Below are 24,664 nucleotides of genomic sequence, written 5' to 3' on the forward strand. Positions count from 1 at the left end.
TTCACTATCTCCATGTCATAGCATGGGAAAACCGATTAAAATCAGCAAGCTGGAGAGGCGTGAGCGGCCGCAGGAACGGGTGAATGTCCAGGAGGCGGTGCTTGAAGAGGCGCTGACCCACTATGAGCGGGGGCAGTATGTGGAGGCGTATCAGAGTGCGCTGAAGGCGGGACCGCTGGACCTGTGGCGGGGGGCCAAAGCGCAGACTTTTGGATACCGGCTGGCCGGAAATCTGGGAGCGGGACGCCTGGCGTCTCTGCTGATCTGCCGGGCTCGGCATGAAGACCGGCAGAGTACGGAGGCTGCGGTGCACTATGGTTTTTACCTGCAGCAGCGGCGGGGTCCGCTGCCTGCGTGGCGGCATTGCATGGCTGCGGAATCCATGACGGCTCTCATGCCGGTGCAGCTCTCAGATTTCAAGGCGATGCGGGCGGTCATCGCCGCAGGGTACCGTGACTTTGACACGGCCTGGCAGCTCTGGCACGAGGCGGTGGCGGTGCATGAGCCCAGTGCGTGGCTGCAGGTGGAGAAGTGCAGCATTTTGGCGAGTGAGGAGCGCCGGGAAGAGGCCCTGGAGGCGCTGGACGAAGCGCTGGTGCTGCGCCCGTGGTTCCGGCCCGCAGTGCAGTTTCGCGCGCGCATGCTGCACCTGCTGGGGCGCCGGGATGAGGCGGTGGGCTTTCTCACTGCGGCGATGGGAGAGATGCAGTCGTGCGCCATCGCGGCGCAGCTGATGGCGCTGAAACGGGAGGATGACGATCACGCGGGCATGGAGGAGCTGGCAGACGCCTACGAGAAGCTGGCGGTGCTGTCTGAAGCGGACAGCCGGGAGTGGCTGGCTGCGAGGCGGGTGGATCTGCTGACCCTGAGGGGGGATTTCAAAGGGGCGGCGGTGCTTGCCAGGGGGATCCAATCTGATTACTACAACGCGCTGGCAAAGCGCCTGGAAGCTCCTGATGCCACGCATGTGCGCGAGCGGCTGCCTTTTGAGTTTGTGCACCAGAAGCACAACACCTGCGCACCTGCGACGCTGGCAGCCATGGCCCATTTCTGGGACAGGCCTGTGACGATGGAGCAGATTGCCGAGGCCATCTGCTATGACGGCACCTACGACCATGGCGAACGGGCATGGGCGCTCGCGAACGGTTTCTTTGTGCGCGAATTCACCGTCACGCTGGAGGCGGCCAGGCAGCTGATCAGCCTGAAGGTGCCGTTTGTGCTGCGCACTGTGGAGGCGGGGTCCGCTCACGCTCAGGCAGTCATCGGGTATGACCTGCTGCGGGAGACGCTGTTCATCCAAGACCCGTCCGAACCGCACTACCGGGAGATCGAAGCCGCCGAGTTTTTGGAGAATTACAGGCTGACGGGCCCGCAGGGCATGGTGATGGTGCCGCCGGAGCAGGCAGGGCAAATCAACGGGCTGAACCTGCCTGACAGCGGGCTTTATGACATCAACCACCGCTTCATCAGCGCGCTGGCCGAGTATGACCGCACTGCCGCTGCCGCCGCGCTCAAGGAAATGGAGATGCTGGCGCCGGAGCACCGGCTGGTGCTCGTCGGGCAGATGTCGCTGGCGAACTTTGACGGCAATGAGGTGGAGCGCCTGCACAGCATCAACCGGCTGCTGGAAAAATTTCCGGGAGACCCACGGCTGGTGCACTGGAAGAACGCCGCGCTCCGCTCCATGGGCCGGCGGGCTGAGCGGCTGCAACTGCTGCGCGAGGCGGTGAAAGAGGACAAGGCGCCTGTGACGCTGTACAAAAACCTCGTGGACGTGCTGATGGAAGACGCACGTGACTGGGATGAGGCGAGGCTGCTGGCGTGGCGTGTGCATGCACGGATGGCGGGAGATGCGGGCAGCGTGGTGAGCCTGGCGGAGATGCTGCGGCGCACACAGCGTGCGCCGGTGGAGGAATGGCTGACGTTTCACCGTTTCGCGGCTTCGCTGGCGGACAAGGTGGAGAACGTGGTGCAGACGTGGTTTGCGCATGCGCAGACCCAGGGGCACACGGAGAAAGCGCTGGAGTGGCTGAGGCAGCGCTGGCGCCGCTATGGGGCTAGGTCCGGAGGGCCGGCGCTGACGCTGGCGCAGGCGCTGGACTCGATGTGCCTGCCAGAAGCGGTCGATGTGATGCGTGCTGCGGTCCAAAGCCGGCCGGATGACGGCGAGCTGCTGATCCAGCTGTCGCGCATCGAGGCCCGCCTGGGGGAGCAGACGAAGGCCTGGGAGCTGCTGCGGCGTGCGGAGGGGCGGTGCTCGCCGGGCCAGTGGCTGCGTGCCTGTGCCGCGCTGCACCGGCGGTTTGGAGATCACGCCAGTGAGATGGGGGTGTGGCGGCAGATTCTGGAAAAGGAACCGCTGGCGCTGGACGCCCATGGCTGGATCGTGCGTGAGCTGGCGGCCACGCGGGGGCAGAAGGCGGCTCTGAACCATCTCGCGGAGGTGTGCGCGCGCTTCCCGCACCACCACGATCTGGCGCAGCTCCACATCCACTGGCTGCGCGAGGAGGACTCCAAGCTGGCGGAAAGGGAGGCCAGGCGAGTGGCGGCGCTGCACCCGGAAGATCCGTGGGCATGGCGGGAGCTGGCGCTGATCCTGCGTGACGGGGGGCGTGCCGAAGAGGCTGTGGAGCCGGCGTCGCAGGCGGTGGAGGTGGCCCCCGACCAGGCAGCCAGCCATGGAGTGCTGGGGCTGGTGCTGGCCGGCTGCAAGCGTGAGAAGCAAGCCGCCGAACATTTCCAAACTTCCATCCGGCTGGATGTGAACTTTCCTGCCTCCTTTGAAGGGCTGCTCTCGCTGTGCGAGGACACCGCCGCCAAGCGTGAGGGGCTGGCTTTCATCCGCCGGGAAATGATCCGGCAGGTGCTGAATGGGAACGCGCTGCATGCCTACCGGGAGCTGGCCTTCACCGTCCTCTCCCAGGAGGAGCTGCTGGCGGAGCTGCGTGAGATCTGGCAGGCGCGCCCGGACCTGTGGGAGGCGTGGTCTGTGCTGCTGGCGCAGATGATTGACTCCGGCCACAAGCACGAGGCGGTGCTGCTGGCGCAGGAAGCCACGCAAAAATTTGCGCTCACACCCGGCTCCTGGCGTGACATGGCGCTGGTGTGGCGGGCACTGGAGCGTCCGGATGCCGCCATCGCCTGCGCGAGGCATGTGGTGAATCTGAACCCTGACTGGACGGATGGCTGGTGCCTGCTGGCCGAATGTCTGGAGGACAACGGCAAAGGGGGCGAGGCGATCGAAGAACTCCTGCGTGCACGCACCCGCCTGCCCCTGGACATGACGATCCGGCGAGCGCTGGCCCTGCTGTTCTGGCAGACGGACCGACGTGAGGAGGCATGGCAGCTGGCGGAGAACGCCGTGAAGGAGGACCCGGGGCAGAACTGGGCGTGGGGCTGCATGCAAAACTGGGCGGAGACGCTGAGGAAAAGGGACCGGCTCATCGAGGCTGCGACGGGCCTCACAGAGACGCGGCCTGATGAAGCGCGGTCATGGCTCATCCTGGCCAAACTCCTGCCGCTGGCAAAAATCTCCTCGATACTCAGCGCGCTCGACCATGCGACGGGGCTCAATCCGTGGCTCTTGGATGCCTGGGATTACCGGATGGAAATCCTGGCGCAACTGGGCCGACTGGATGAAGCGATGGCGGTGCCGGCCAAAGGACCGTGGGGCAGTGAAGTGCCCTACACGGTGCAGGGGCGGCTGGCCTGGCTGCGCGCCGTCCGGGGCAACGTGCCCGAAGCCATGCGCCAGATGCGCGCCATCCTGGACAGGCACCGGGACTATTACTGGGGCTGGGAGATGTATGCGCAGTGGGCGGAGCAGAGCTCAGACTGGACGGCGCTGCAGCAGGCGGCCACGGAGATGGTGCGCCTGGCGCCCCGCTCTGCCGGTGCCTACTGCGTCGCGGCAGATGCGGCTCTGCGCCTGGGAAAACGCGAGGAGGGAATCCAGCACCTGAAGCAGGCGCTGCATGTGGCCCCCTCCAGCCCGTATGCTGCCGAGCGGCTGCTCGGCCTCTACTGGGAAAAACGAGATGTGGATGGGCTGCGTGCTGCGGCGGCGCTGCTGCCAGGCATCGGCCAGCCGGCGCTTATCAGCCGTGTGTATCTCATGCTGGCAGCCGCCAGCAAGGATGATGTGGAGCAGGTGCGCAGGGATCTCTCCGCGCTGGCCGTGCACCCAGACATGATGGGAGGGCTGCTGCAGCTCATTCTCGATTACTTCACCGACTCCAGGCGCAAGTTTGCCCTGATGCTGGACCAGACGCTCAACGCTGCTGCGGAGAGCAACACGCTCGGGCCTGCCTTTGCCATGCTGTGGGTCCACCGGGAGGCCCAGAACCGGCGCTGGCAGTGCTGGAGCCGGCTGGTCGAATGGCTGCCGAGGCTCGGGGCCAGACTGGATCCCGCCATTTCGCTCTACCTTGACCTAATCGGAGAGGCGCAGGCGGCGAAACCGCACGTGATCAACTTCATCCAGGCCTGCGAGCCGCAGCTGCGCCAGCGCGGGGAGATCTGGGGCAAGGTGAGCTACGCGCTCGCCAGGAGCGGGGAGTTTCAGGCCTGTGCAGACTGGCTGGAGCCGGACTACCTGAGGGATGATGCGGAAGGCTGGGTGCTGTGGAATCTCGCCGTGAGCCTGCGCGAGCTGCTGCGCCCGGAGCGTGCGGAGGAGGTCTGCATGCATGTGGTCACGAAGGGAATCCGCGATTCCACGTGGAACCTGCACTCGGTGATCGCGGCGCTGGGGTGTGCCTGGAAGGAGGACTATGACCAGGCGCTGCTGCTGCTGAAAGACACGGACATCAACGACGATGTGGAGTCGCCGGTGCGGCTGCCCATGTACATCACCCGTGCGTTGTGTGAGGTGATGACGAAACCGGCCGCCGCAGGGCGGGAGCGGTACAGGAAATTCCTGGCCGACTGCAACCAGTACTTCATGAAGCAGGCGGTCTCGCTGCAGGCCAAGCGCGACTTTGAGCGCGCCATGAGGCTGATGCGCGAGCACACCGGCGCAAGCGTGCTGCCCTGGCAGCAGCCAAAGCCGCGAACGGAGGCCATGCCGCAGACGAGGGGCCGCACCGGGAGCTGGGAGCAGCGGCCCGCATCGGGCGGTGGATTTTCCAGGGCGGCCTTTGTCTGCGCGGTCATTTTTTCGATCAACGTGCTCCGCCATTGCGGCTCATCCACGACGCCGTCGCGAACACCCATCTACGAGCTGCCGTCGCGGGCCATGCCTTACACGCCGCCTGTCGAGCGCCCTGGCAAATCTGCCGGAGATCAGGATCTTGAAAAAAGGGTGGAGGATCTGCTGCGCAGATCCCAGACGATGCCAGCCCCGCTGAGGCAGTGAACGGAGGCCGCCGGGTGTGCAGATGGCGTCAATGGATGACAGTCTTTATTGGCGCTGGAGCGTACCATGGGTGACTTCTGTGCGCTTTCCCCACCATGTTTGACTCCTGGCTTCCCGACTCCAAAGACCACCTGCCGCTGACGTGGTGGAAGACACACCCTGTGTATCTCGCCGCCATCATCGCCCTTGTGGGGGTGGCGAGCATTGTTTTGACCTCCATCCTGGGCATCGCGGGTGCTCCATGGCTCATCTACACATACCACAATGCATTCGTTGAATGGCGGTTTTGGACCTTGTTCAGCTACGTCCTTTTCAATCCGCCGGACATCTGGGTCGTGCTGGGCTGCTACATGCTTTGGAATTTTGGGGAGGCTGTGGAGCGGCATCTGGGCAGGCGTGCCTTCATCAAGCTGCTGATCCTGCTTTGGCTGACGCCTCCCCTCCTGGCCACATTGCTGGGGCTGGCGGGGTATCGCGGGCCTTTCGGGATGTCCATGATGCTGGGCCTGCCCTTTGCCGCAGGGATCCAAATGCTCGAGTTTGGCGTGTTCAACGCCTTCGCGGCGCTGTATGCCCGCGCCAAAATATCGCTGCTCGTGATCACGATTGATGCCTGGCAGCTGGCGGCCATTTTCAACGCCGTCTATGCCCTGCAGCGAATCCTGGTGCGCGACTGGGCCGGTTTGCTGATCCTCCTGGGGTGCATCGCCGTGGCCTGGCTTTTCATCCGCTACGAGACCGGCGCGCTCAAGCTCCCCTCCCGGCCCAGACGTGCGCCATCAGCCGCACGGGCCGCCAAAGCCGCGCCCAAAAGCAGCAGCGTGCCCACGGTGGATGAAATCCTGGACAAGATCAGCCACAAGGGCATGCACAGCCTCAGTGCCGAAGAGAGGCGCATCCTGGACAAGGCGAGCGAGGAAATGAAGCGGCGGGCCAACTGACCTTTTCCATGAATCTGGTCCGCTGCTTTCCGGTGCTTGCAGGCCTGTTTGTCACCACCTCGCGCCAATCACTGGACCTCTCAGGCTGGTCCGTTCGCTGGGTGGAGCCGAAAGGCTGGCGTGGCACTGAAAGGCTCCGCCTTTTTGGCATGACGAAGGAGGAGACTGCGCAGTTTGAACTGGCCAGAAAAGCCGCCGCCAGGCATTGATCCCGCCGCAGGGCAGCCCGTATGATGCAACGGGTGTCCTGACATTTCGCACGGACCCTCTGCCTGACCATGCCCACCAAACTCCATCTCTGCCTGCTGCTGCCTGTCTGCCTCGCCGCCTGCCAGCTTGTGAAAAAGCAGCCTGCCGCACCGGCATTCAGGCATCCTCGCTGGCACATCGATGAGGAACGGTGTGCCGCCACCAAGCCAGGCAAGGTGCGCATGGACATCTCGCTGGCCAGCCAGACGGCACAGCTGCTGGACGAAAATGCGTGTGTGCTGGTGGAGATGGATGTGTCTCCCGGGCTGCCCGGCCATGAGACCCCGACGGGTGACTTTGTGGTGAAGGAAAAACTGCCGCTCAAGCGCTCCGATCTCTACGGCCAGTACGTCAGGACGGATGGCGGAGAGGTCGTGGTGGCGCGGGCCTGGGAGCACCAGGGGCCGAAGCCTGCGGGCACCAAGTATCTCGGCATCGCCATGCCGTTCTGGCTGCGGCTGACTGACGACGGCGTGGGCGTACACGTCGGCGGCTTTGAGCGCGGCTGCTGTACCAGCCACGGCTGCGTGCGCTGCCCCGAGGCACCGCAGCAGAAATGCTGGGAGCTGTGCAGGCCCGGCGTGCATGTGCACATCCACAAGGCCGCTCATGCGGCCCCTTCAAAGCTGGACCCGTAGCCGGCTAGCGCAGCACCACGCGGCAGGGGGCGCCATCTGCGCCTTCGATTTTGAGGGGCAGGCAGATGAGCTCGTAGTAGCCGGGTTTGATCTCGGCCAGATTGAGGCCTTCGATCACCCAGATACCAGCGCCGAGCATGATCTGGTGCGTTTCCACCCCGTCCTTGTTGAAGCCGCCGATGCTGAGGTAGTCAACGCCCACGGTGGTGACGCCCTGGTCGACCAGATACTGGGCGGCATCAGCCCGGATGGAGACAAAATCCCTGTCGAACTCGTTCATGGCCCAGCTGCGGGTGGAGTTCCGTGTCTTGAAGAGCAGGCGCTGGCGCGGGGCGATCTTGAGCTTTCTGAGGTCGTCGGCGGTGATCTGGTCTTCACAGTCGAGCTCATAGACGCGGCAACGGCCTATGACGGGCTCCAGCGGCATCTGCTCCATGGTCATGCCATCGGCGACGAAATGACGCGGGGCGTCCATGTGGGTGCCGGTGTGGGCGCTCATGGAGAGGTGGGTGAGATTGCATACCGCACCGTCGTCCATGCTGACTACGCGTTTGATGTGGCACTCGGGATCACCGGGCCAGTGTGCCATACCATCGCGCAAGGGAACGGACACGTCTTTCCAAGGTCGTTTCATAAGGACTAATACGAGCCTGAGGGCAGGCTCTAAGCAAGAGGTTGTTTTTATTTTGCGTTTTCTTGGGATGTCCCAGCTTCCTCGTCGTCAGTTTGTTAAATCCACTGCAGCGGCCGTTTTCGGCTTTCAAATCGTGCCTCGCCATGTCATCGGCGGTCCGGGCTTCACGCCGCCGAGTGAGAAGGTGAACCTCGGCTGCATCGGCATCGGGGGGCAGGGCGGGGGAGACATTCGGGACCTGGACGACTCCGGCCTGGCGAACATCGTGGCGCTCTGTGACGTGGATCTGGACCATGCGGCAGGCACCCTCAAAAAGTACCCGAATGCGAAGCTCTACCGCGACTACCGCGAGCTGATCGACAAGCAGAAGGACATCGACGCCGTGCTCGTCGCCACGCCCGACCATGTGCATGCGCCTGCGAGCATCATGGCCATGCGCGCCGGGCGCCATGTGTATGTGGAGAAGCCGCTGGCGCACACCATTGCGGAAGCCCGTGCCATGCGCGACGTGGCGGCGGAGACCAGGCGTGTGACGCAGATGGGCAACCAGGGCCACGCGAGCGAGGGCATCCGCCTGACGCGTGAGTGGATCCAGGCCGGAGCCATCGGCAAAGTGAGCGAGGTGCATGTGTGGTCTGATCGACCTGGCAAGTTTTGGGACTCGCAGGGCAAGGCCTACCCGACGGACGCGCCGCCCGTGCCCAAGAACCTCGACTGGAACCTGTGGCTGGGCCCGGCCAAGGAACGCGCCTACCATCCCGATTTCTGCCCGCGCAAATGGCGTGGGTGGTGGGACTTTGGCTGCGGTGCTTTGGGAGACATGGCTGTGCACAACGCTGATCCTGCCTTTTATGCGCTGGATCTCGATCCCCCCGATTGGGTGGAGGCGGAAAGCGGGCCGAACAACAACCAGTCCTATCCCGTATGGAGCATCATCACCTACCATTTCCCAGCCAAGGGTGACCGCCCTGCGGTGAAGATGGTGTGGTATGACGGCGGCAAGCTGCCCCCACGCCCCGAGGGCCTGGAGGAGACCCGCAACCTCGGCGACAACGGCATCTACTTTGTGGGAGACAAAGGCTGCATCCTCGCCGGTGGCTGGTCTGGCACACCGCGCCTCGTGCCGGAGACGAATATGCAGCAGTTCGTCATCCCCGCGAAGACCATCCCACGCTGCCTGGGCGGCCACCGCAAGGAATTCCTGGAAGCCTGCAAAACCGGCAACCCACAGGATGCGAAGAGCGGCTTCTGGTACTCAGCGCCGTTCACGGAATCGCTGCTGGTGGGACTGCTGGCGGTGCGCTTCGGCAAACGTGTGGAGTGGGATGCGAAGGCGATGAAGTCGCCGAATACGCCGGAGGCGGATGCGATCATCCACAAGGCGTACCGGGCGGGGTATGGGATCTGAGGTGGGACAACCGGGACGGTTGTCCTACGCCAGGAGCTTGGGCACCAGCTCACCAGCGACGCCGGTGAGGCGCATATCCAGCCCTTGGAAGCGCTGGTTGAGCTTTGTGTGCTCGAAGCCGAGGAGGTGCAGCAGCGTGGCGTGCAGGTCGTGCACGTGCACGGGGTCTTCGGTCACATTGAATCCAAACTCATCGCTCTGCCCGAGGGTGATGCCGGGCTTCATGCCGCCGCCGGAGAACCACATGCTGAAGCAGTTCGGGTGGTGGTCGCGGCCATCGCTGCCGCCTTGCACCATCGGCGTGCGGCCAAATTCACCGCCCCAAATGACGAGGGTGTCCTCCAGCAGGCCGCGCTGCTTGAGGTCGCGCACGAGAGCGGCGCAGGGCTTGTCGGTGAGACCGCACTGCTGCTTGAGGCCGTTCACCAGACCACCGTGGTGGTCCCAGGCTTCATGGAAGAGCTGCACAAAGCGCACGCCGCTTTCGATGAGGCGACGCGCGAGCAGGCAGTTGTTGGCAAAGGAGGCCTCGCCGGGCTTGGCTCCGTACATGTCGAGGATGTGCTTGGGCTCCTGGGAGATGTCCATCAGCTCAGGCGCGGTCTGCTGCATGCGGTAGGCCAGCTCAAAGCTGTTGATGCGGCTGGCGATCTCGGGATCTCCCACTGCGCCGAGGCGTTCTTCGTTGAGCTGCTTGAGTACGTCCAGCGTGTCGCGCTGCGTGGCATCGCTGACGCCTTCCGGATTGCTCAGGTAGAGAACGGGCTCGCCGCTGCTGCGGAAGGGCACGCCCTGATAGACGGTGGGCAGGAAGCCGCAGCCGAAATTGCTCATGCCGCCGCTGGGGCCTTTCTGGCCGCTTTGCATGACCACGTAGCCGGGCAGGTCCTGATTCTCGGTGCCGAGACCGTAGAGCGTCCATGCGCCAAAGCTGGGGCGGCCAAAAATCTGCGAGCCGGTGCTCATCAAGATCTGCCCCGGCGCGTGATTGAAGGCGTCCGTCTTCATCGACCGCACGATCGTGAGGTCGTCCGCGATTCCGGAGAGATGTGGCAGCAGCTCGCTCAGCTCCGCGCCGCTCTGGCCATGGCGGGCGAATTTGAACTTCGGGCCGAGCAGCTTGCTGTTGGGATTGATGAACGCGGCGCGGTAGCCTTTGAGAAGGTCCGGCGGTGGCAGCTTGCCGTCCCATTTGGAAAGCTCGGGCTTGTTGTCAAAAAGCTCCAGATGGCTGGGCGCGCCGCCCATGAAGAGGTAGATCACCCGCTTGGCCTTGCCAGGGTAGTGAGGCTTTTTCACCGCCAGTGGATTTGCCGGAACCGGTGCGGCACCCGCCGTGCGCGACATGAGATCCGCCGCCGCGATGCTGGCCAGCCCCACGCCGCAGTCTTTGAAAAACCAGCGGCGGGTGCGGTAGCGGGCGTATTCGGCCTGGAGTTCGTGGCGGAGGTTCATGGCGTTGATTGACGCATAGAAATCGCTGATTGGCCACGCCGTCTATCCAGGCCAGCGGCGCAGCACAATCCGTGCGGCGGGTTTGTCCATGCGGGCGAATTCATGTGAAGGATCGCCGCTAGTGCCGTCGTTCCACCCGGCCCATGAAGCTCCTCAGCCTCTTCCTTTCGTCCTTCATTGTCGTTTCGGCATCTGCCGCAGACCGGCCCAACATCCTCTGGCTCACCAGTGAGGACCACGGGCCGCACATGGGCTGCTATGGCGACACGTATGCCGACACGCCGAATGTGGATGCACTGGCGGCGAAGGGCATGCTTTTCAAGCACGCGTGGTCCTGCGGCCCCGTCTGCGCAGCAGCGCGCACCACCATCATTGCGGGCATGTATTCCCCCTCCACCGGCGGCGAGCACATGCGCAGCATGGCGGCCATGCCCAAGGGGACCAAGATGTATCCGCAGTTTCTCCGCGAGGCGGGCTACTACTGCACGAACAACAACAAGGAGGACTACAACCTGCAGAAACCCGAGGGCGTGTGGGGTGAGTCGAACGGCAAGGCGCACTGGAAGAACCGCAAGGACGGCCAGCCCTTCTTTGCCATCTTCAATGAGCAGTGCAGCCACGAGAGCCAGATCCGCAAACGCCCGCATGTGGCCATTCACGATCCCGCCAAGGCCCGAGTGCCTGCCTACCACCCTGACACGCCCGAGGTGCGTCAGGACTGGGCGCAGTACTATGATCAGGTGACGCTCGCGGATGCCTCGGCAGGCAACCGCCTGAAGGAACTGGAAGCCGCCGGCCTGGCAGAAGATACCATTGTCTTTTATTACGCCGACCACGGCAGCGGCATGCCGCGCAACAAGCGCTGGCCCAGCAACTCCGGCCTGCAGGTGCCCATGGTCGTGTACTTCCCGCCCAAGTGGAAGCACCTCGCGCCGAAGGAGTATGGCGCCGGTGTGAAGTCAGACCGCCTCGTGAGCTTTGTCGATCTCGCGCCCACGCTGCTCAGCCTCATCGGCGTGCAGCCGCCGGAGTGGATGCAGGGCCACGCCTTTGCCGGCAAGTTTCAGACCGAGCCGCAGCCCTACGTGTATGGCTTCCGCGGCCGCATGGACGAGCGCTACGACTGCGTGCGCAGCGTCACGGACGGGCGCTTTGTCTATCTGCGCAACTACATGCCCCACCTCTCGCAGGGCCAGCATGTGAACTACCAGTTTGAAACCCCCACCACCGCCGTGTGGCGCAAGCTCTACGATGCGGGCAAGACCACGCCGGAGCAGTCCATCTTCTGGAAGACACCCAAAGATGCCGAGGAACTCTACGATCTGCAGAGCGACCCCGATGAAGTACACAACCTCGCCGCCAAACCCGAGCACGCCGAGACGCTGGCCAGGATGCGCGCCACGCAGGAAGGCCTGGCACTGAAGATCCGCGATGTGGGCATGATCTGCGAGGGCGAGATGCATCACCGCTCCGAAGGCACCACGCCCTACGACATGGCGCACGATGACAAGATGTATCCGCTGGCCCGCATCCTCAAAGCCGCAGGCCAGGCATCCTCCATGAAGGCGGACGCCATGCCGGATCTGAAGGCCGGATTTGCCGACAAAGACAGCGCGCTGCGCTACTGGTCCGCCATGGGCATCCTGATGCGCGGCAGTGCCGGACTCAGCGCAGCACACGATGAGATTGCTCAAGCAGCCAAAGACAGCTCCACCTATGTGCAGGTCGTGGCCCACTGGACGCTGGCCAAATACGGCAGCGACTCCGAACGCGCCGCCGCCCTGACCGCGCTGGCAAATCTGGCCAACTGGAGCCAGCACGATGTCTTCACCTCCATCAGCGCACTCAATGCCATCGGCGATCTCGGCGACAAGGCCCAGCCCATCGCCGAGCAGATCAAAGCACTGCCAGCGAAAGGCGAGTCTCCCGATGCCCGCTTCAACGGCTACGTGTCCCGCCTGCTGGCAGACCTGAAGGGCGAAAAACTCCCCGCAGGTGATGCCGAAGGCGCGCCTGCCGCCAAGAAGAAGGGGAAGAAAAAGTAGGCGCTCGGATTCTCATCTGCATTTTGCCCCATGTCCCTGCCCCGCCTCCTCGCCTGCCTGCTGCTTTGCATCAGCAATGCTGCAGCAGCGCCCAATGTGATCCTCTTCATCGCCGATGACGTGAGCTATGACGACCTCGGCTGCTACGGCAACGCAGCCGCACGCACGCCGAACATCGACAGGCTCGCAGCCAAAGGGCGGCGCTTTGACGAGGCCATCCTGGTGGCCAGCAGCTGCAGCCCCAGCCGCTCCAGCGTCATCACCGGCCGCTATCCGCACAACAATGGGCGTGCCTCCGAGCTGCACCAGCCCATCGCTGCGCACCTGCCGTGGTTTCCGCGCCTGCTGCGTGAGGCGGGCTGGTACACCGCACTGGTGGGCAAGCACCACATGACCTCCGACAAACCCGCCGCTGGCGAGCAGCCGCAGCCCGAGCCGTTTGATCTTGTGGATGCAGGCAACGAGCCCGGCAACAAAGGCGGCCACGCCACCTGGGTGAAGACCGTGCAGCAGCGCCCCAAAGACAAGCCGTTCTTCTTCTGGTTTGCCTCCCTGGACGCTCACCGCGCCTGGGACGCCGACAAGGACTGGAAGGCCGACCTCTACGGTCCCAAGCACGATCCCGCCAAGGTCATCGTGCCGCCTTACCTGAATGACGATGCCGCCACGCGCGATGACCTGGCCTCCTACTACAACGAGATCACGCGCTGGGATTACTTCATCGGCCTCGTCGTGACAGAGCTGGAGAAGGAAGGCACGCTGGACGACACGCTCATCATGATCATGGCGGACAACGGCCGCCCCTTCCCCCGCGCCAAGACACGCCTGCATGATTCCGGCATGAAGACGCCCTTCATCGCGCACTGGCCCAAGGGCATCGCCAAAGCAGGCACTCCTACACAAAGCCTCATCAGCAGCATCGACATCGCGCCCACCGTGCTCACGCTCGCTGGAGTCGCAGTACCGCCCACCATGCAGGGGCTCAGCTTTGCGCCCGTGCTGGCCGATCCCGCTGCCACCCCGCGCAAGTACGCCTTCTCCGAGCACAACTGGCACGACTACGAGGCGCACGGCCGCTCGGTGCGCTCAGAGGGCTTTCTATACATCGTCAATTCACGCCCCGACCTCGCGTGGCAGGGGCCGGCGGACTCCGTGCACTCGCCCTCCTTCCAGAGCCTGCGCGCCGTGCGCGATGCCGGAAAGCTCACGCCACCGCAGGCAGATGTCTTCCTTTCCCCACGCCCCACCGTGGAGCTCTACCGCACTGACGCTGACCCGCTGCAACTGCAGAACCTCGCCGATGATGCCAACTACGCCTCCGTCAAAGCACGTCTCGCCAAAGCCATGACCGAATGGACCACCGCCACCGGCGACTCCGCTCCGGCGAGCCTCTCCAAAGACTCCTTTGACCGCGAAACCGGCAACAAACTCAAGCTCAAGGAAGCCGACTATCGCGGCACTCCCGCAGGCTGGGACAAGGATGCCGCGCACATCAATGCGCCTGGGCCGAGGTGATGTTCAGCCCGTAGCTTTGGCGGGGTCCTTTTTGTTGTGAACCGGCTTCTTAGTCGTGCTTTCTTCAGCGGGCTGTTTCTATTCTTTCCTCCAGAGCTTCCAAACGGGAACCAATCCGCTTTGCATGACTTCGGTGGCGGGCTGAGCGCGCTTCTGGATCGCTACGTAATCTCTGCTTTCGGCAGACCCCGGAGGAGGATTCGCCCGCTCATCCTGACTGAGCTTTTGCAGAGCTTTGCCGCCAGACTGTCTGCGGATCGCTTGTCGAAAAGCGATGAATTCATCCAGCAATGCATCCAGGAAGACCCGGGCGTATTCCCTGTCCTCACTGAGCGCCTGCACGCCAAACATGCTCGAGCCCTGCATCTGTGGTTCCTGGAGTGATACATGGATTTCAACATCTCTGCCCCTGAGGTCTGGATGTAAGGCCCGAGTGCGTTCCAAAGCCCGGCGTTTCATTTCCGAAGACTCCAGCGTTTCAGTGATTGTGCCGTTAAAATCATCGCGCCAGGCCTGCCAGTTTTCAACTTTGTCATCCAGACCTCCGGCTACGAGTTTTGCCTCGCTCTGATACATCGGTGCCTTCGGTTTGAATTCCACCTTCGTCGCCGCCAGCACCGCGAGGATCACCGCTACGAGGGAGATCAAACTTAGCGCCCCGACACCGATGCGGCCGCGCCACTGGCTGGCCTTCATCAGCTCCCGCACGCGCCTTTGTACAGACTCTCCTCCAAACATCGCCACCCCCGGCAATTTGCCCAGAGATGAGGGCAGACTGGCGGCGATCTCCACCAGCGTCCGCGCATAATCATGCATGCTCTCTCCGGCGAGCACAGCGGCGTCATCCGCGGCGTGTTCAGTTTCGTTTCGCAGAGAACTCAACGCGAGCCATGCCAGCGGCTGCCACCACCAGAGGCAGGCGGTGCATTGCGCCAGCCATTGCCACGCCACGTCTGCACGCTGCAGGTGGGCCAGCTCATGGCGCAGCACCACGCCCAACCGCCGCTCATCCCATTGGGCCGCATCTGGCGGCAGCCAGATCACCGGCCTGCGCCAGCCCGAGAGCATGGGGGAATGGAGTCGCTGTGCGACACGACACTGCAGGCCATCCGGTGCATTCATTTTCCACAGCAGCCGCTGGATGAAATCAGGTGCCTGATCACTCCGTCGGCGCAGCCAGAGCAGTCCGGCCCACGCCCTCAGCACGCGCCTCAGCAGCAGCACTGTGGCCGTGCCCAGCCAGAGCTGGATGCTGGCTCCCTCCAGAAACATCAGAACGCGCTGCCATGCGCTTTTCTCTGGGAGCACCAGTGCAGGTAAAGCAGGCTCATCTGGCAAAGCAGCAGGGAATGACACACGCCATTCCACCACCGCCACAGGAGGAGCCGCCTCCGGCATCAGCCGCCACACACCTACTGCCAGCAGCGCCAGCATGGCGATCCGCCAGACAATGCTGCGCGCCCGGGCGGAGCGCCGACGCAGTTGCAGAGCCACGGTCTTCGCCACACAAACCACCGCCGTGCTGGTGAGCAAGGCGGACGCGAGCAGTCCAAAGTTTGGATTCTGGGTGAGAAAACGGAGCAAGTCTTCGAACCAGATGTTCATGATTCGCGTGCCTCCTCAATGAGCTGGATGAGTTTTTCCGCTTCCTCCTTGGACAGCTTCACATTTTTCTGTCCCAGCAGCGCCAGCGCGGCCTCGCCTGCGGAGTTTTCAAAAAAGCGGCTCACAAAGCTGTGCAGCGCGCTGACACGCGCCTTTTGAGGCGAGACCGGCAGCGAGAACCAGTCCCGCCCATCCGCCTGTGTTTTGATCAGATGCCCGCGCTCCACCAGCAGGCGGAGGATGGACCGCACCGCCGAGTAGGTGGGAGCGTCCGGCAGCTTTTCTTCAATCTCACGAGCGGAGAGCCGCCCATGCTTCATCACGATTTCCACCACCTGCCGCTCGCGACGGCTGAGCTCACTGGAATGTTTGTCGTTCCACATGGGTGTTGATTTTTCAACACCAGCAGGCCAATGTCAAGGCTCCATGTTGAAATTTCAGCAGGTGGCTGACTCTTGCCCTCGCTTTGCTTGTTCAGCAGGGCCTCTCACAGCCCCAGCAGCTCCCGCATGCGCTCTTTGGGGATGCCGCCGATCTCGCGGCCCGTCTCGCGCCCCGACTTGAAGGCGATGAAGGTGGGGATGGGGCCGACACCATGCTCACGTGCCAGCGTCGGGTTTTCATCAATGTTGATGCGGATCACCAGGGCCTTGCCCCTGAGTTCCTGGGCCAGTTCCTCCACCATGGGACCCACCACCTTGCAGGGGCCGCACCAGTCGGCGTAAAACTCCACCAGCACGGGAAGCTTGGCCGTGCGCACGGTGCTGATCGTGGTGAGAGCCCCGCTGCCGCCGCCAGACACCGGACGCAGCATGTCAAAGGCGATCCAGCCAATGTACAGCAGGACAGCCCCGGCGATCCAGATGGGCAGGTTTCCTTTGTTCATGTGGTACCATCCGGGCAGGAGGCCGGATGGCAAGGGACGATAACGTCCGATTCCCCCCAGTTTTCGACCTTGAAACCCACCCCTGCACTAGTAAGAAAGGCTCCCGCGCTTGGCCGCATCTGGCGCTTTTTTGACCCTACCTGATCCTGAACCAACTCTCATGAACAAAACCCTCCTCGCTCAAGCTGCCAACGAAGCCCGTGGTCTCGCCATGGATGCCGTGCACAAGTGCTCCTCCGGCCACCTCGGCCTGCCCCTCGGTGCCGCTGAAGTCGGCGCCGTCCTTTTCGGCGAAACCCTCCAGTGCGACCCCGCCGACCCCAAATGGCTGAACCGCGACCGCTTCATCCTCAGCGCCGGCCACGGCTCCATGTTCATCTACTCCTGGCTGCACCTCAGCGGCTACGAGGTGTCCATCGACGATGTGTCCAAGTTCCGCGTGCTGCATTCCATCACCCCGGGGCATCCTGAATTCCATGAGACCCCCGGCGTGGAGTCCACCACCGGCCCGCTGGGCCAGGGCATCGGCAATGCCGTGGGCTACGCGCTCTCCGGCAAGATGGCTGCGGCGAAGTACAACACCGCCGAGCACAAAATCATCGACAACCACGTCATCGCCCTCGCTGGCGACGGCTGCCTTCAGGAAGGTGTGGCTCGTGAGGCTGTGGCCTTTGCCGCCCACAACCACCTGGACAACCTGATCGTCATCTATGACTCCAACGATGTGACGCTGGACGCCATGGCCAAGGTGACCCAGAGCGAAGACACCCAGGCGCTCTACACCGCGCTGGGCTGGAACGCCGTTACCATCGACGGCCACGACCTCGACGCCATCAAGGCTGCGATCGACACCGCCAAGAAGAGCGACAACGGCAAGCCCACCATCATCATCGCCAAGACGATCATCGGCAAAGGCATCCCCGAAGTGGCCGGCACGGCCAAGGGCCACGGCGAGGGCGGTGCGAAGTTTGTCGATTCCGCCAAGAAGGGCCTCGGCATCCCCGAAGGCACCCACTTCTACGTCAGCGACGAGGTGAAGGCCTACTTTGCCGACCTGAAGAACAAGCGCGCCGCCGCCCACGGCGAATGGAACAAGGTCTTCCTGGCCTGGAGCGCCGCCAACCCTGCTCTCGCCAAAGAACTGGACGCCGCCCGCCATGGCAGCCTGAAGGCCGAAGACCTCCTCAAGGTGGTGCCGGAATATCCCGCCGAAGGCAAGGCCGCCACGCGCAACAGCGGTGGCGAGATCCTCAACCACATCGCCAAGGCCGTGCCGCATCTCGTCACCGGCAGCGCCGACCTCTTTGGCTCCACCAAGAACTACCTCACCGGCATGGGCGACTTCAGCGCCGCCAATCCGACCGGCCGCAACATCTGGTTCGGCATCCGTGAGCACGCCATGGGCGCCATCTGCAACGGCCTGGCCTACGACGGCCTCTTCCTCGCCAGCGGCGCGACCTTCCTCGTCTTTGCCGACTACTGCCGCCCGAGCATCCGCCTGGCCGCCCTGGCCAAGCTGCCCGTCACCTACATCTTCACCCATGACTCCGTGGGTGTGGGTGAAGACGGCCCGACCCACCAGCCGGTGGAAACCGTCAGCGGCCTGCGTGTGATCCCAAATCTGGACGTGATCCGCCCCGGCGACGCCGAAGAAACCGCCGCCGCCTTTGCCGCCGCCTTCAGCCGCGCAGACGGCCCCACGCTCCTCGCGCTCAGCCGTCAGGACCTGCCACACCAGGGCATCGCCAGCGCCGCCACCCGCCGCGAAGGCACCCTCAAGGGCGGCTACGTGCTGGTGAAGGAAACCGCTCCGCTGGAAGCCATCGTCATCGCCACTGGTTCCGAAGTGCAGTGGGCCGTGGCAGGTGCCAAGGGCAAGCCCGGCGTGCGCGTCGTCAGCCTGCCCTGCTTTGAGCGCTTTGACCGTCAGGACGCCGCCTACCGCGAATCCGTCCTGCCCGCCGCCTGCACCAAGCGCATCGCCATCGAGGCCGGCGTCTCCGGTCTGTGGTGGAAATACGTCGGCACGCAGGGCCAGGTGATCGGCATCGACCGCTTCGGCATCAGCGCCCCCGGCGCCACCGTCTTCAAGGAGCTCGGCATCACCGCCGAGGCCGTGGCTGCGGCGTTGGCGTAAGCGGACTGATAACCAACAGTTCTGAAAACTCACGAAGAGAGGCTGGAAACAGCCTCTCTTTTTTATGTCCACACATCTTCGGCTCGCCGGACCTCGTAATCACATGTCCACTCATCGCCGTACACCATGAACCGCCGCACCATCCCCTCCCTGCAGATGAGCAGGTACGGGCAGGACCGGCTGCGTGCGGAGGGCTGTGTGGTCATGCCGCTGGAGTTTTCCATGATGCAGGAGCCGCAGCGGCTGATTCCCCATTTCCATGATTTCTTCCAGCTCTTCCTCATCACGGGCGGAGGCAGGCTGATGCATGATTTCCGTGACCATGAGGTGAAACAGGTGACGCTGTTTTTCCTGAGCCCCGGGCAGGTGCACACCATCCACCCCGCGCCGCAGATGCGCGGCACGGTGGTGTCGTTCACGCAGGCGTTTTTTGATGATCATGCGCCGCCGCCCAGCCTGCTCTTTGAGCTGCCTTTCTTCTTCGGCTCAGGCGTGACGCCCTGGCTGACGGTGAGCAAGGCGGAGGCGGCAAAGATCATCTCCCTCTTTGCCGAGCTGCAGACGGAGTACGATGCCCCGCAGAGCGGCGTGCAGGAGGTGCTGCGCGCCACACTGCGCATCGTCTTCATCCATGCGGCACGCCTTTATGCGAAGAAGCACGCGGTGCGCGAAACCACGCGTGCGACACAGCTGACGCGCCGGTTTCATCTGGCGCTGGAGCAGCACTTTCGTGAATGGCCGGCGCTGGCGCCGTATGCGAAGGAACTGGGCATCACCGTGAACCATCTGAACGATGTCATCCGCGAGGAAACCGGCCACGCCGCCGGGGAACTGATACGCCTGCGCCGTCTGCTGGATGCCAAGCGCCTGCTGCTGCACTCCGATCTCAGCGTCTCCGAGATCGGCTACCAGACGGGCTTTCAGGACCCGTCCTACTTCACGCGCTTTTTCCGCCGTCATGAGGGACAGACCCCCATGGAGTTCCGCGAGGAAATCCGAGAAAAATACCAGCCGGAGTCCGCCTAGCACCAGAGGCCGGCATTGTCCGCCCGCAGCTTCAGCCGAAGAGTCACGGTCCTTATGAAAGAGACCCTGATCGAGGACCAACCACCTCATGCGGTCACCCCAGCGGCCACGGACCCGGGGCAGACCGTTTTTGCGCTGCTGTTTGCCATCAGCTTTTCCCACATGCTGAATGACACCATCCAGGCCCTGCTGCCCGCCATCTATCCGGTGCTCAAGGATTCGTATGGCCTCACCTTCACACAGCTCGGGCTCATCACGCTGACCTTTCAGGTCACGGCCTCGCTGCTGCAGCCGCTGGTGGGCTACATCACGGACAAGCGTCCTTTGCCCTATTCTCTGCCAGTCGGCATGGGGCTGACGCTGATGGGCCTGCTGGCGCTCTCCAGGGCGCAGAGCTTTCCCGCCATCCTGTTTGCATCCGGGCTGGTAGGCTCGGGCTCGGCGATCTTTCATCCGGAGGCCTCGCGCATCGCGCACATGGCGGCGGGTAGGAGGCGTGGGCTGGCGCAGTCGCTGTTTCAGGTGGGTGGAAATGCTGGCTCCTCCATCGGACCGCTGCTGGCGGCGTGGTTCATCGTGCCGCATGGCCAGACTGCGCTGTCGTGGTTCTCCGTCATCGCGCTGCTGGGGGTGGTGGTGCTGTGGCAGATCGGCCTGTGGCAGGCGCGGAATCTGCATCGCATCCGGCGCAAGCCTGCGCGCTCATCGGCTGCCGTACACGCGCATCCGTCATCAGGCCGTGTGGCCTTTGCCATGGCCATCCTCGTGATGCTGATCTTTTCCAAATACGTGTATCTCGTGAGCCTGAGCAACTACTACACCTTTTACCTGATCAACCGCTTCGACGTCTCGGTGCAGACCTCGCAGTATTATCTCTTCCTCTTCCTCTTTGCCGTGGCGGTGGGCACCATCGTGGGCGGGCCGGTGGGCGACCGCATCGGGCGCAAGCGCGTCATCTGGTTCTCCATCCTGGGAGCCGCGCCGTTTTCGCTATGGCTGCCGCATGCGGGGCTGTGGCTCACGGCGGTGCTGACGGTCATCATCGGTCTCATCCTGGCCTCGGCCTTCTCCGCCATCCTGGTGTATGCGCAGGAGCTGATGCCCGGAAAGGTGGGCATGATCGCAGGCCTGTTCTTTGGCCTGGCCTTCGGCATCGCCGGCATCGGCTCCGCCGTGCTGGGAAAAGTGGCCGACATGCGTGGCATCGACTTCGTCTTCCACGCCTGCGCCTTTCTGCCGCTGCTGGGTTTGCTGACGGTGTTTCTGCCGGAGGTGGAAACGGAAGAGCAGGTGCGCCCCTGAGAGCGTGCGGGTGCAGAGTGCGGGCGGATCAGTCAAGGCTCTGCAGAGTCTTGCGTCCGCGCGCCTTGGTCTCCGGATCATCCTGGTCGCGGTTCGTCATCGCCAGACCTTGCTCGATGAACTTCCGGGCCTCCGCCTTGCGGTCCATGAGGGCGTAGGTGCGGCCGAGTTCAATGTAGTGTATGAGACGATCAGGTTTGAGCGCGATGGCCTTTTGAAAGCACTTTTCCGCCTCGGCATAAGAGGCGCTGGGCAGGGCGCCATAGACGATCTTGGCCACGGCGCGCGTCATGCCGCCAATCTGCGCCAGCTCCTGATGCCAGCGGCCCAGCAAGTGCCAGGCAAAGTCGTTTTTGGGATTGAGCCGGGCAGCGGCCTCCGCCTCGGCCTTGATCCTGTGCGAGGCTTCGATGCCTTCGCGGTTGCCAACGAGGGGGGTGAGCTTGCCCAGGCAGATGGCGACGGCGAGATGCGGGTCCGACTCATTGGGAGCCATTTTGACCGCGCGCTCAGCGTAGGCCAGGCCGGTGCGTCCTGACTTGAGCCGGGCTGCATTGTCAGGCAGGCCGGTCATGCGATAGACATACTGCCGCGCGATCTTCACCAGCAGCGCAGCGTCGTTCGGATTCAGCTTTTCGGCGGGGAGATAATATTGCAGCGCAGCCTCCGGCTTGTACTGCGCATCGTAGGCATCTCCCTGCTTCACCAACTCTGCGAAGTTTGCCCACACAGGCCCCGCCAGCAGGAGGGCCGCCGCTGTCAGAATGGCTTTCATGGCTTGATGAAACGATAGTGTGAAACGATCCACTCCTCGCCGCCGCGGTAGCCCCAGAGCTCGGCGCAGGCGAGGAAAAACAGGCGCCACCAGACCCACCACTTGGTCACCTGGTCCTTGCCGTAGGTCTCGGCAAACAGAGGCAGGATCTCCGATTTGTGGGCATCCATGTTGGCCAGCCAGGCCTCGCTTGTTTTGGAATAATGCAGGCCGCTGACGCACCAGTGGTCCTCGATTTTCAGATCGTCCTGGAAGTAGAGCAGCAGGTCGTCGCTGGGCATCTGGCCGCCGGTGAAGAAGTACTTGGCCATCCAGTCGTCATCGCTGCGCACCTCGTAATGGTAGGCGTACTCGCGGTGGGTGAAGATGTGCACGAAGAGCTTGCCTCGAGGCTTGAGCCAGGTGGAGACGCGGCGCAGCAGCTCCTGGTAGTTTTTCATGTGCTCAAACATCTCCACCGAGACGCAGCGGTCAAAGATGCCGTCTCCGACGCCCTGGAAGTGCACCATGTTGGCGGTGATGATGGTGAGGTTTTTCAGCCCGCGCTTCTGCGCCTCGGCATCAATGAAGAGCTTTTGCGTGCGTGAATTCGAAACGCTGGTGATCTGCGCATTCGGATAATGCTCTGCCATCCACAGGGAGAGCGAGCCCCAGCCGCAGCCGAGTTCCAGAATGCGCTGGCCGTCCTGAATCTCGGCGCGCTCGCAGGTCAGCTTCAGCATGGCGGCCTCGGATTCATCAAAGGTGGTGCTCTCATCCGGCCAGTAGCCGGAGCTGTACTTGAGGTGCTTCCCAAGCACGAGCTGGTAGAAGCGCGTGGGCACCTCGTAGTGCTGCTCATTGGCCTCGTCCGTGGCGATGGCCACGGGCATCTGCTTGAGATCCTGCACGTAGCGCATGAGGGCTGCGCGCTGGGCCTCGACGGTGGGCTGCTTGTTTTCCCGCAGCGTCTCCGCCAGCCGCTGGCGGATGCCCAGACGGATCATGGGATCGGGGAGGATGTTCCTGGCGAGGATGGCGTTGATGGTGCTCATGCGTGTGGTGGGTTATGCGGCCGGTGATGGAAAATGGATTCAGCTTTTTGGGGGCCACGGCACAAAGGCGCTCGTGGTGCGCTGGTATTCGCGGTAGGCGTCTCCCTTGCTCTTCACCGCGCACTCCTCCGTGAGCGGGATGCCGGTGACGCGGAGCAAAAAGTGGAGCATGAGCAGCGGAGCGTAGAGCGTGACCCAGCCCCAGGGCGAGCCGCAGGCAAAGAGCCAGAAGCCCCACCACACCACGGACTCAAAGAAGTAATTCGGATGCCGCGAGTAGCGCCACAGGCCCACCTGGCAGACCTTGCCCTTGCTGGCGGGGTCCGCCTTGAAGCGCTGCATCTGTGCATCGCTCAGCGCCTCGCCGCAGATGCCGGTCAGCCATAGCAGCGCGCCGGCGATTTCGATCAAGTTAAGCTGCGGTGCGGGGTTCAGGCATGCCAGCAGCACGGGTACCGCCAGCAGCACGATGAGCACTGCCTGCGCCTGGAAGAAAAAGAAGAAATTGCGCGCCAGGGCATCGCGCCATTTTTCGCGCAGCACGGCGTAGCGCACATCCTCGTGCGGATGGTGGCGTTTCACGCGGAAGAAAAGATAGGTCCCAAGCCGCACGCTCCACACCACCGCCATCGTCACGGCGATGATCTTGCGCTGCGTCCACCCGCCACCGGCCAGCCACGCATAGAGCGGAGCCACCACGGCGAGCGCGTAGGACCACGTCACGTCCACAAAGCTGAAGTTGTCCAGCTTCAGACTGAGAAGCCAGGTGAGGGCAAAGAGGCCCACGGCCACTGCCGTGCCAGCGGCGGTCAGAAACCAGAAGTCATGTGTCATGATGGGGAAAGCGGATGTGTTTGTGCAGTTTCTCCACGAAGGGCCTGCTGATGAAATAGACCAAGGCGATGAGCAAAGGCGCCAGCAGCAGCCACACCACCACACCGTAGAGACCGATCATGCCAAAATCGGCCAGAAACTGCATCGGATCGGCAAAGAAGCGCTCCATCATCATGGGAATGGAAAGCGGCACATGTTCCGCGCCAAACAACGACTCACCAGCGCGCATGAAGAGCAGAATGGTGGCCAGCTGCACCGGATACACCAATTGAAGAAACACCTGGAGCACCGGTTGATTGAGCTTCAGCCAAACGCCCAGCGCCAGTCCAAGCACCGTCGTGGTGCCCAGCAAGGGAAACACCCCTGCAGCCACTCCAAACGCGATGGCCTGCGCGATCTTGGACGGTGTCGTCCCTTGCTTCAGCTGCGCCACGACCGGCTTTACGACCCAGCGGTGCCAGAGAGATTCATGCTGGACGGGGGCATTCATGCCTTGCGCAGAAGAATGTCCTCCATGCGCGCCGTGGCGGGCACACGGAAGAGCTGGATGAGCATGTAAACAGCCATGGCGATGTTTCCGAGAAGGAGGACGCCAACCAGCCAGCCGAGGCGTGCCAGCCACGAGCGTTCTTTGTACGCCAGCCAGCAGTAGAAGGTGAGGAAGGCCCAGTAGGTGTCAAACAGCGTGGCAATGAACCACGGATGACCTCCCACCGAGCCGGGTATGGCCCACAGCGCGCACTGGGTCGAGGCCCAGCTCGTGACTCCGAGCATGGACACCAGAACGATGATGAAAAACACGCGGAGAAACCAGATCATGATCT

20 protein-coding genes are annotated in these 24,664 nt (G+C 63.3%); 10 read left to right on the top strand and 10 right to left on the bottom strand.

The features are described from left to right. Positions 1–22 precede the first annotated feature (22 nt). The 4 genes from ACZ5WW_RS18045 (at position 23) to ACZ5WW_RS18060 (ending at position 7,184) form a co-directional block, all read left to right on the top strand. A complete protein-coding gene (locus ACZ5WW_RS18045) occupies positions 23–5,356 on the top strand; it encodes a C39 family peptidase (protein WP_377165670.1) in 5,334 nt (1,777 codons plus the stop codon). A gap of 95 nt (positions 5,357–5,451) precedes the next feature. Beyond that, positions 5,452–6,297, top strand: coding sequence for a DUF6576 domain-containing protein (locus ACZ5WW_RS18050; protein WP_377165668.1), 846 nt, complete (start codon positions 5,452–5,454; stop codon positions 6,295–6,297). An 8-nt stretch (positions 6,298–6,305) separates the two neighbouring features. Continuing rightward, positions 6,306–6,506 (top strand): hypothetical protein, encoded by a 201-nt coding sequence (locus ACZ5WW_RS18055; protein ID WP_377165666.1) that lies wholly within the window; start codon positions 6,306–6,308, stop codon positions 6,504–6,506. Positions 6,507–6,575: 69 nt separating this feature from the next. Continuing rightward, positions 6,576–7,184 carry a L,D-transpeptidase family protein gene (locus tag ACZ5WW_RS18060; protein WP_377165664.1) on the top strand — a complete coding sequence of 203 codons (609 nt, stop codon included), beginning with the start codon at positions 6,576–6,578 and terminating at the stop codon, positions 7,182–7,184. Positions 7,185–7,188: 4 nt separating this feature from the next. Here the strand turns inward: ACZ5WW_RS18060 and ACZ5WW_RS18065 are convergent, their stop codons facing one another. Next, entirely contained in the window at positions 7,189–7,818 is a 630-nt protein-coding gene (locus ACZ5WW_RS18065; protein ID WP_377165662.1) for a cyclase family protein, read from the bottom strand. A 133-nt stretch (positions 7,819–7,951) separates the two neighbouring features. On the opposite strand from ACZ5WW_RS18065, the gene ACZ5WW_RS18070 reads away from it, so the two are divergent. Next, entirely contained in the window at positions 7,952–9,226 is a 1,275-nt protein-coding gene (locus ACZ5WW_RS18070; RefSeq protein ID WP_377165660.1) for a Gfo/Idh/MocA family protein, read from the top strand. Between the two features lie 24 nt (positions 9,227–9,250). Here the strand turns inward: ACZ5WW_RS18070 and ACZ5WW_RS18075 are convergent, their stop codons facing one another. Beyond that, entirely contained in the window at positions 9,251–10,681 is a 1,431-nt protein-coding gene (locus ACZ5WW_RS18075; RefSeq protein WP_377165658.1) for a DUF1501 domain-containing protein, read from the bottom strand. A gap of 143 nt (positions 10,682–10,824) precedes the next feature. On the opposite strand from ACZ5WW_RS18075, the gene ACZ5WW_RS18080 reads away from it, so the two are divergent. Together ACZ5WW_RS18080 and ACZ5WW_RS18085 are read left to right on the top strand one after the other, a co-directional pair. Further along, positions 10,825–12,726 (top strand): sulfatase family protein, encoded by a 1,902-nt coding sequence (locus ACZ5WW_RS18080; RefSeq protein WP_377165656.1) that lies wholly within the window; start codon positions 10,825–10,827, stop codon positions 12,724–12,726. A 30-nt stretch (positions 12,727–12,756) separates the two neighbouring features. Next, complete coding sequence (locus ACZ5WW_RS18085) at positions 12,757–14,241, top strand: sulfatase family protein (protein ID WP_377165654.1); 1,485 nt, start codon at positions 12,757–12,759, stop codon at positions 14,239–14,241. A 78-nt stretch (positions 14,242–14,319) separates the two neighbouring features. Here ACZ5WW_RS18085 and ACZ5WW_RS18090 read toward each other — a convergent pair whose 3' ends face one another. The 3 genes from ACZ5WW_RS18090 to ACZ5WW_RS18100 all read right to left on the bottom strand — a co-directional run bounded on the left by ACZ5WW_RS18090 (position 14,320) and on the right by ACZ5WW_RS18100 (position 16,732). Next, positions 14,320–15,846, bottom strand: a complete 1,527-nt coding sequence (locus ACZ5WW_RS18090) for a M56 family metallopeptidase (protein WP_377165652.1) — start codon at positions 15,844–15,846, stop codon at positions 14,320–14,322. Continuing rightward, positions 15,843–16,229 (bottom strand): BlaI/MecI/CopY family transcriptional regulator, encoded by a 387-nt coding sequence (locus ACZ5WW_RS18095; protein ID WP_377165650.1) that lies wholly within the window; start codon positions 16,227–16,229, stop codon positions 15,843–15,845. The genes ACZ5WW_RS18090 and ACZ5WW_RS18095 overlap by 4 nt, the downstream gene beginning before the upstream one ends. Before the next feature lie 104 nt (positions 16,230–16,333). Next, positions 16,334–16,732, bottom strand: a complete 399-nt coding sequence (locus ACZ5WW_RS18100; protein WP_377165648.1) for a thioredoxin family protein — start codon at positions 16,730–16,732, stop codon at positions 16,334–16,336. Between the two features lie 160 nt (positions 16,733–16,892). Here ACZ5WW_RS18100 and tkt point away from each other — a divergent pair, with 160 nt between their 5' ends. From tkt to ACZ5WW_RS18115, 3 genes are all read left to right on the top strand, one after another. Beyond that, positions 16,893–18,869 (top strand): transketolase, encoded by a 1,977-nt coding sequence (gene tkt, locus ACZ5WW_RS18105; protein ID WP_377165646.1) that lies wholly within the window; start codon positions 16,893–16,895, stop codon positions 18,867–18,869. Positions 18,870–18,995: 126 nt separating this feature from the next. Next, a complete protein-coding gene (locus ACZ5WW_RS18110) occupies positions 18,996–19,895 on the top strand; it encodes a helix-turn-helix transcriptional regulator (protein WP_377165644.1) in 900 nt (299 codons plus the stop codon). A 54-nt stretch (positions 19,896–19,949) separates the two neighbouring features. Beyond that, positions 19,950–21,197 (top strand): MFS transporter, encoded by a 1,248-nt coding sequence (locus ACZ5WW_RS18115; protein WP_377165642.1) that lies wholly within the window; start codon positions 19,950–19,952, stop codon positions 21,195–21,197. A gap of 28 nt (positions 21,198–21,225) precedes the next feature. On the opposite strand, the gene ACZ5WW_RS18120 is transcribed toward ACZ5WW_RS18115, so the two are convergent. The 5 genes from ACZ5WW_RS18120 to ACZ5WW_RS18140 are packed head-to-tail and all read right to left on the bottom strand — an operon-like array spanning position 21,226 to position 24,659. Further along, positions 21,226–21,972, bottom strand: coding sequence for a tetratricopeptide repeat protein (locus tag ACZ5WW_RS18120; RefSeq protein WP_377165640.1), 747 nt, complete (start codon positions 21,970–21,972; stop codon positions 21,226–21,228). Continuing rightward, complete coding sequence (locus ACZ5WW_RS18125) at positions 21,969–23,006, bottom strand: SAM-dependent methyltransferase (protein ID WP_377165639.1); 1,038 nt, start codon at positions 23,004–23,006, stop codon at positions 21,969–21,971. Before ACZ5WW_RS18125 ends, ACZ5WW_RS18120 begins: the two co-directional genes overlap by 4 nt. 39 nt (positions 23,007–23,045) lie before the next feature. Beyond that, positions 23,046–23,840, bottom strand: a complete 795-nt coding sequence (locus ACZ5WW_RS18130) for a DUF1295 domain-containing protein (RefSeq protein WP_377165636.1) — start codon at positions 23,838–23,840, stop codon at positions 23,046–23,048. After that, positions 23,830–24,330, bottom strand: coding sequence for a DUF2062 domain-containing protein (locus ACZ5WW_RS18135; protein WP_377165634.1), 501 nt, complete (start codon positions 24,328–24,330; stop codon positions 23,830–23,832). Before ACZ5WW_RS18135 ends, ACZ5WW_RS18130 begins: the two co-directional genes overlap by 11 nt. Next, on the bottom strand, positions 24,327–24,659 hold the full coding sequence (locus tag ACZ5WW_RS18140; RefSeq protein WP_377165632.1) for a DUF1475 family protein: 333 nt from the start codon (positions 24,657–24,659) through the stop codon (positions 24,327–24,329). The genes ACZ5WW_RS18135 and ACZ5WW_RS18140 overlap by 4 nt, the downstream gene beginning before the upstream one ends. Positions 24,660–24,664: the final 5 nt, after the last annotated feature.

The organism is Prosthecobacter fluviatilis, assembly GCF_055388355.1.

Coding starts and splice junctions, on each gene's coding strand:
- ACZ5WW_RS18045 (WP_377165670.1), top strand. CDS start 23: ATGGGAAAACCGATTAAAATCAGCAAGCTGGAGAGGCGTGAGCGGCCG.
- ACZ5WW_RS18050 (WP_377165668.1), top strand. CDS start 5,452: ATGTTTGACTCCTGGCTTCCCGACTCCAAAGACCACCTGCCGCTGACG.
- ACZ5WW_RS18055 (WP_377165666.1), top strand. CDS start 6,306: ATGAATCTGGTCCGCTGCTTTCCGGTGCTTGCAGGCCTGTTTGTCACC.
- ACZ5WW_RS18060 (WP_377165664.1), top strand. CDS start 6,576: ATGCCCACCAAACTCCATCTCTGCCTGCTGCTGCCTGTCTGCCTCGCC.
- ACZ5WW_RS18065 (WP_377165662.1), bottom strand. CDS start 7,818: ATGAAACGACCTTGGAAAGACGTGTCCGTTCCCTTGCGCGATGGTATG.
- ACZ5WW_RS18075 (WP_377165658.1), bottom strand. CDS start 10,681: ATGAACCTCCGCCACGAACTCCAGGCCGAATACGCCCGCTACCGCACC.
- ACZ5WW_RS18080 (WP_377165656.1), top strand. CDS start 10,825: ATGAAGCTCCTCAGCCTCTTCCTTTCGTCCTTCATTGTCGTTTCGGCA.
- ACZ5WW_RS18085 (WP_377165654.1), top strand. CDS start 12,757: ATGTCCCTGCCCCGCCTCCTCGCCTGCCTGCTGCTTTGCATCAGCAAT.
- ACZ5WW_RS18090 (WP_377165652.1), bottom strand. CDS start 15,846: ATGAACATCTGGTTCGAAGACTTGCTCCGTTTTCTCACCCAGAATCCA.
- ACZ5WW_RS18095 (WP_377165650.1), bottom strand. CDS start 16,229: ATGTGGAACGACAAACATTCCAGTGAGCTCAGCCGTCGCGAGCGGCAG.
- ACZ5WW_RS18100 (WP_377165648.1), bottom strand. CDS start 16,732: ATGAACAAAGGAAACCTGCCCATCTGGATCGCCGGGGCTGTCCTGCTG.
- tkt (WP_377165646.1), top strand. CDS start 16,893: ATGAACAAAACCCTCCTCGCTCAAGCTGCCAACGAAGCCCGTGGTCTC.
- ACZ5WW_RS18110 (WP_377165644.1), top strand. CDS start 18,996: ATGAACCGCCGCACCATCCCCTCCCTGCAGATGAGCAGGTACGGGCAG.
- ACZ5WW_RS18115 (WP_377165642.1), top strand. CDS start 19,950: ATGAAAGAGACCCTGATCGAGGACCAACCACCTCATGCGGTCACCCCA.
- ACZ5WW_RS18120 (WP_377165640.1), bottom strand. CDS start 21,972: ATGAAAGCCATTCTGACAGCGGCGGCCCTCCTGCTGGCGGGGCCTGTG.
- ACZ5WW_RS18125 (WP_377165639.1), bottom strand. CDS start 23,006: ATGAGCACCATCAACGCCATCCTCGCCAGGAACATCCTCCCCGATCCC.
- ACZ5WW_RS18130 (WP_377165636.1), bottom strand. CDS start 23,840: ATGACACATGACTTCTGGTTTCTGACCGCCGCTGGCACGGCAGTGGCC.
- ACZ5WW_RS18135 (WP_377165634.1), bottom strand. CDS start 24,330: ATGAATGCCCCCGTCCAGCATGAATCTCTCTGGCACCGCTGGGTCGTA.
- ACZ5WW_RS18140 (WP_377165632.1), bottom strand. CDS start 24,659: ATGATCTGGTTTCTCCGCGTGTTTTTCATCATCGTTCTGGTGTCCATG.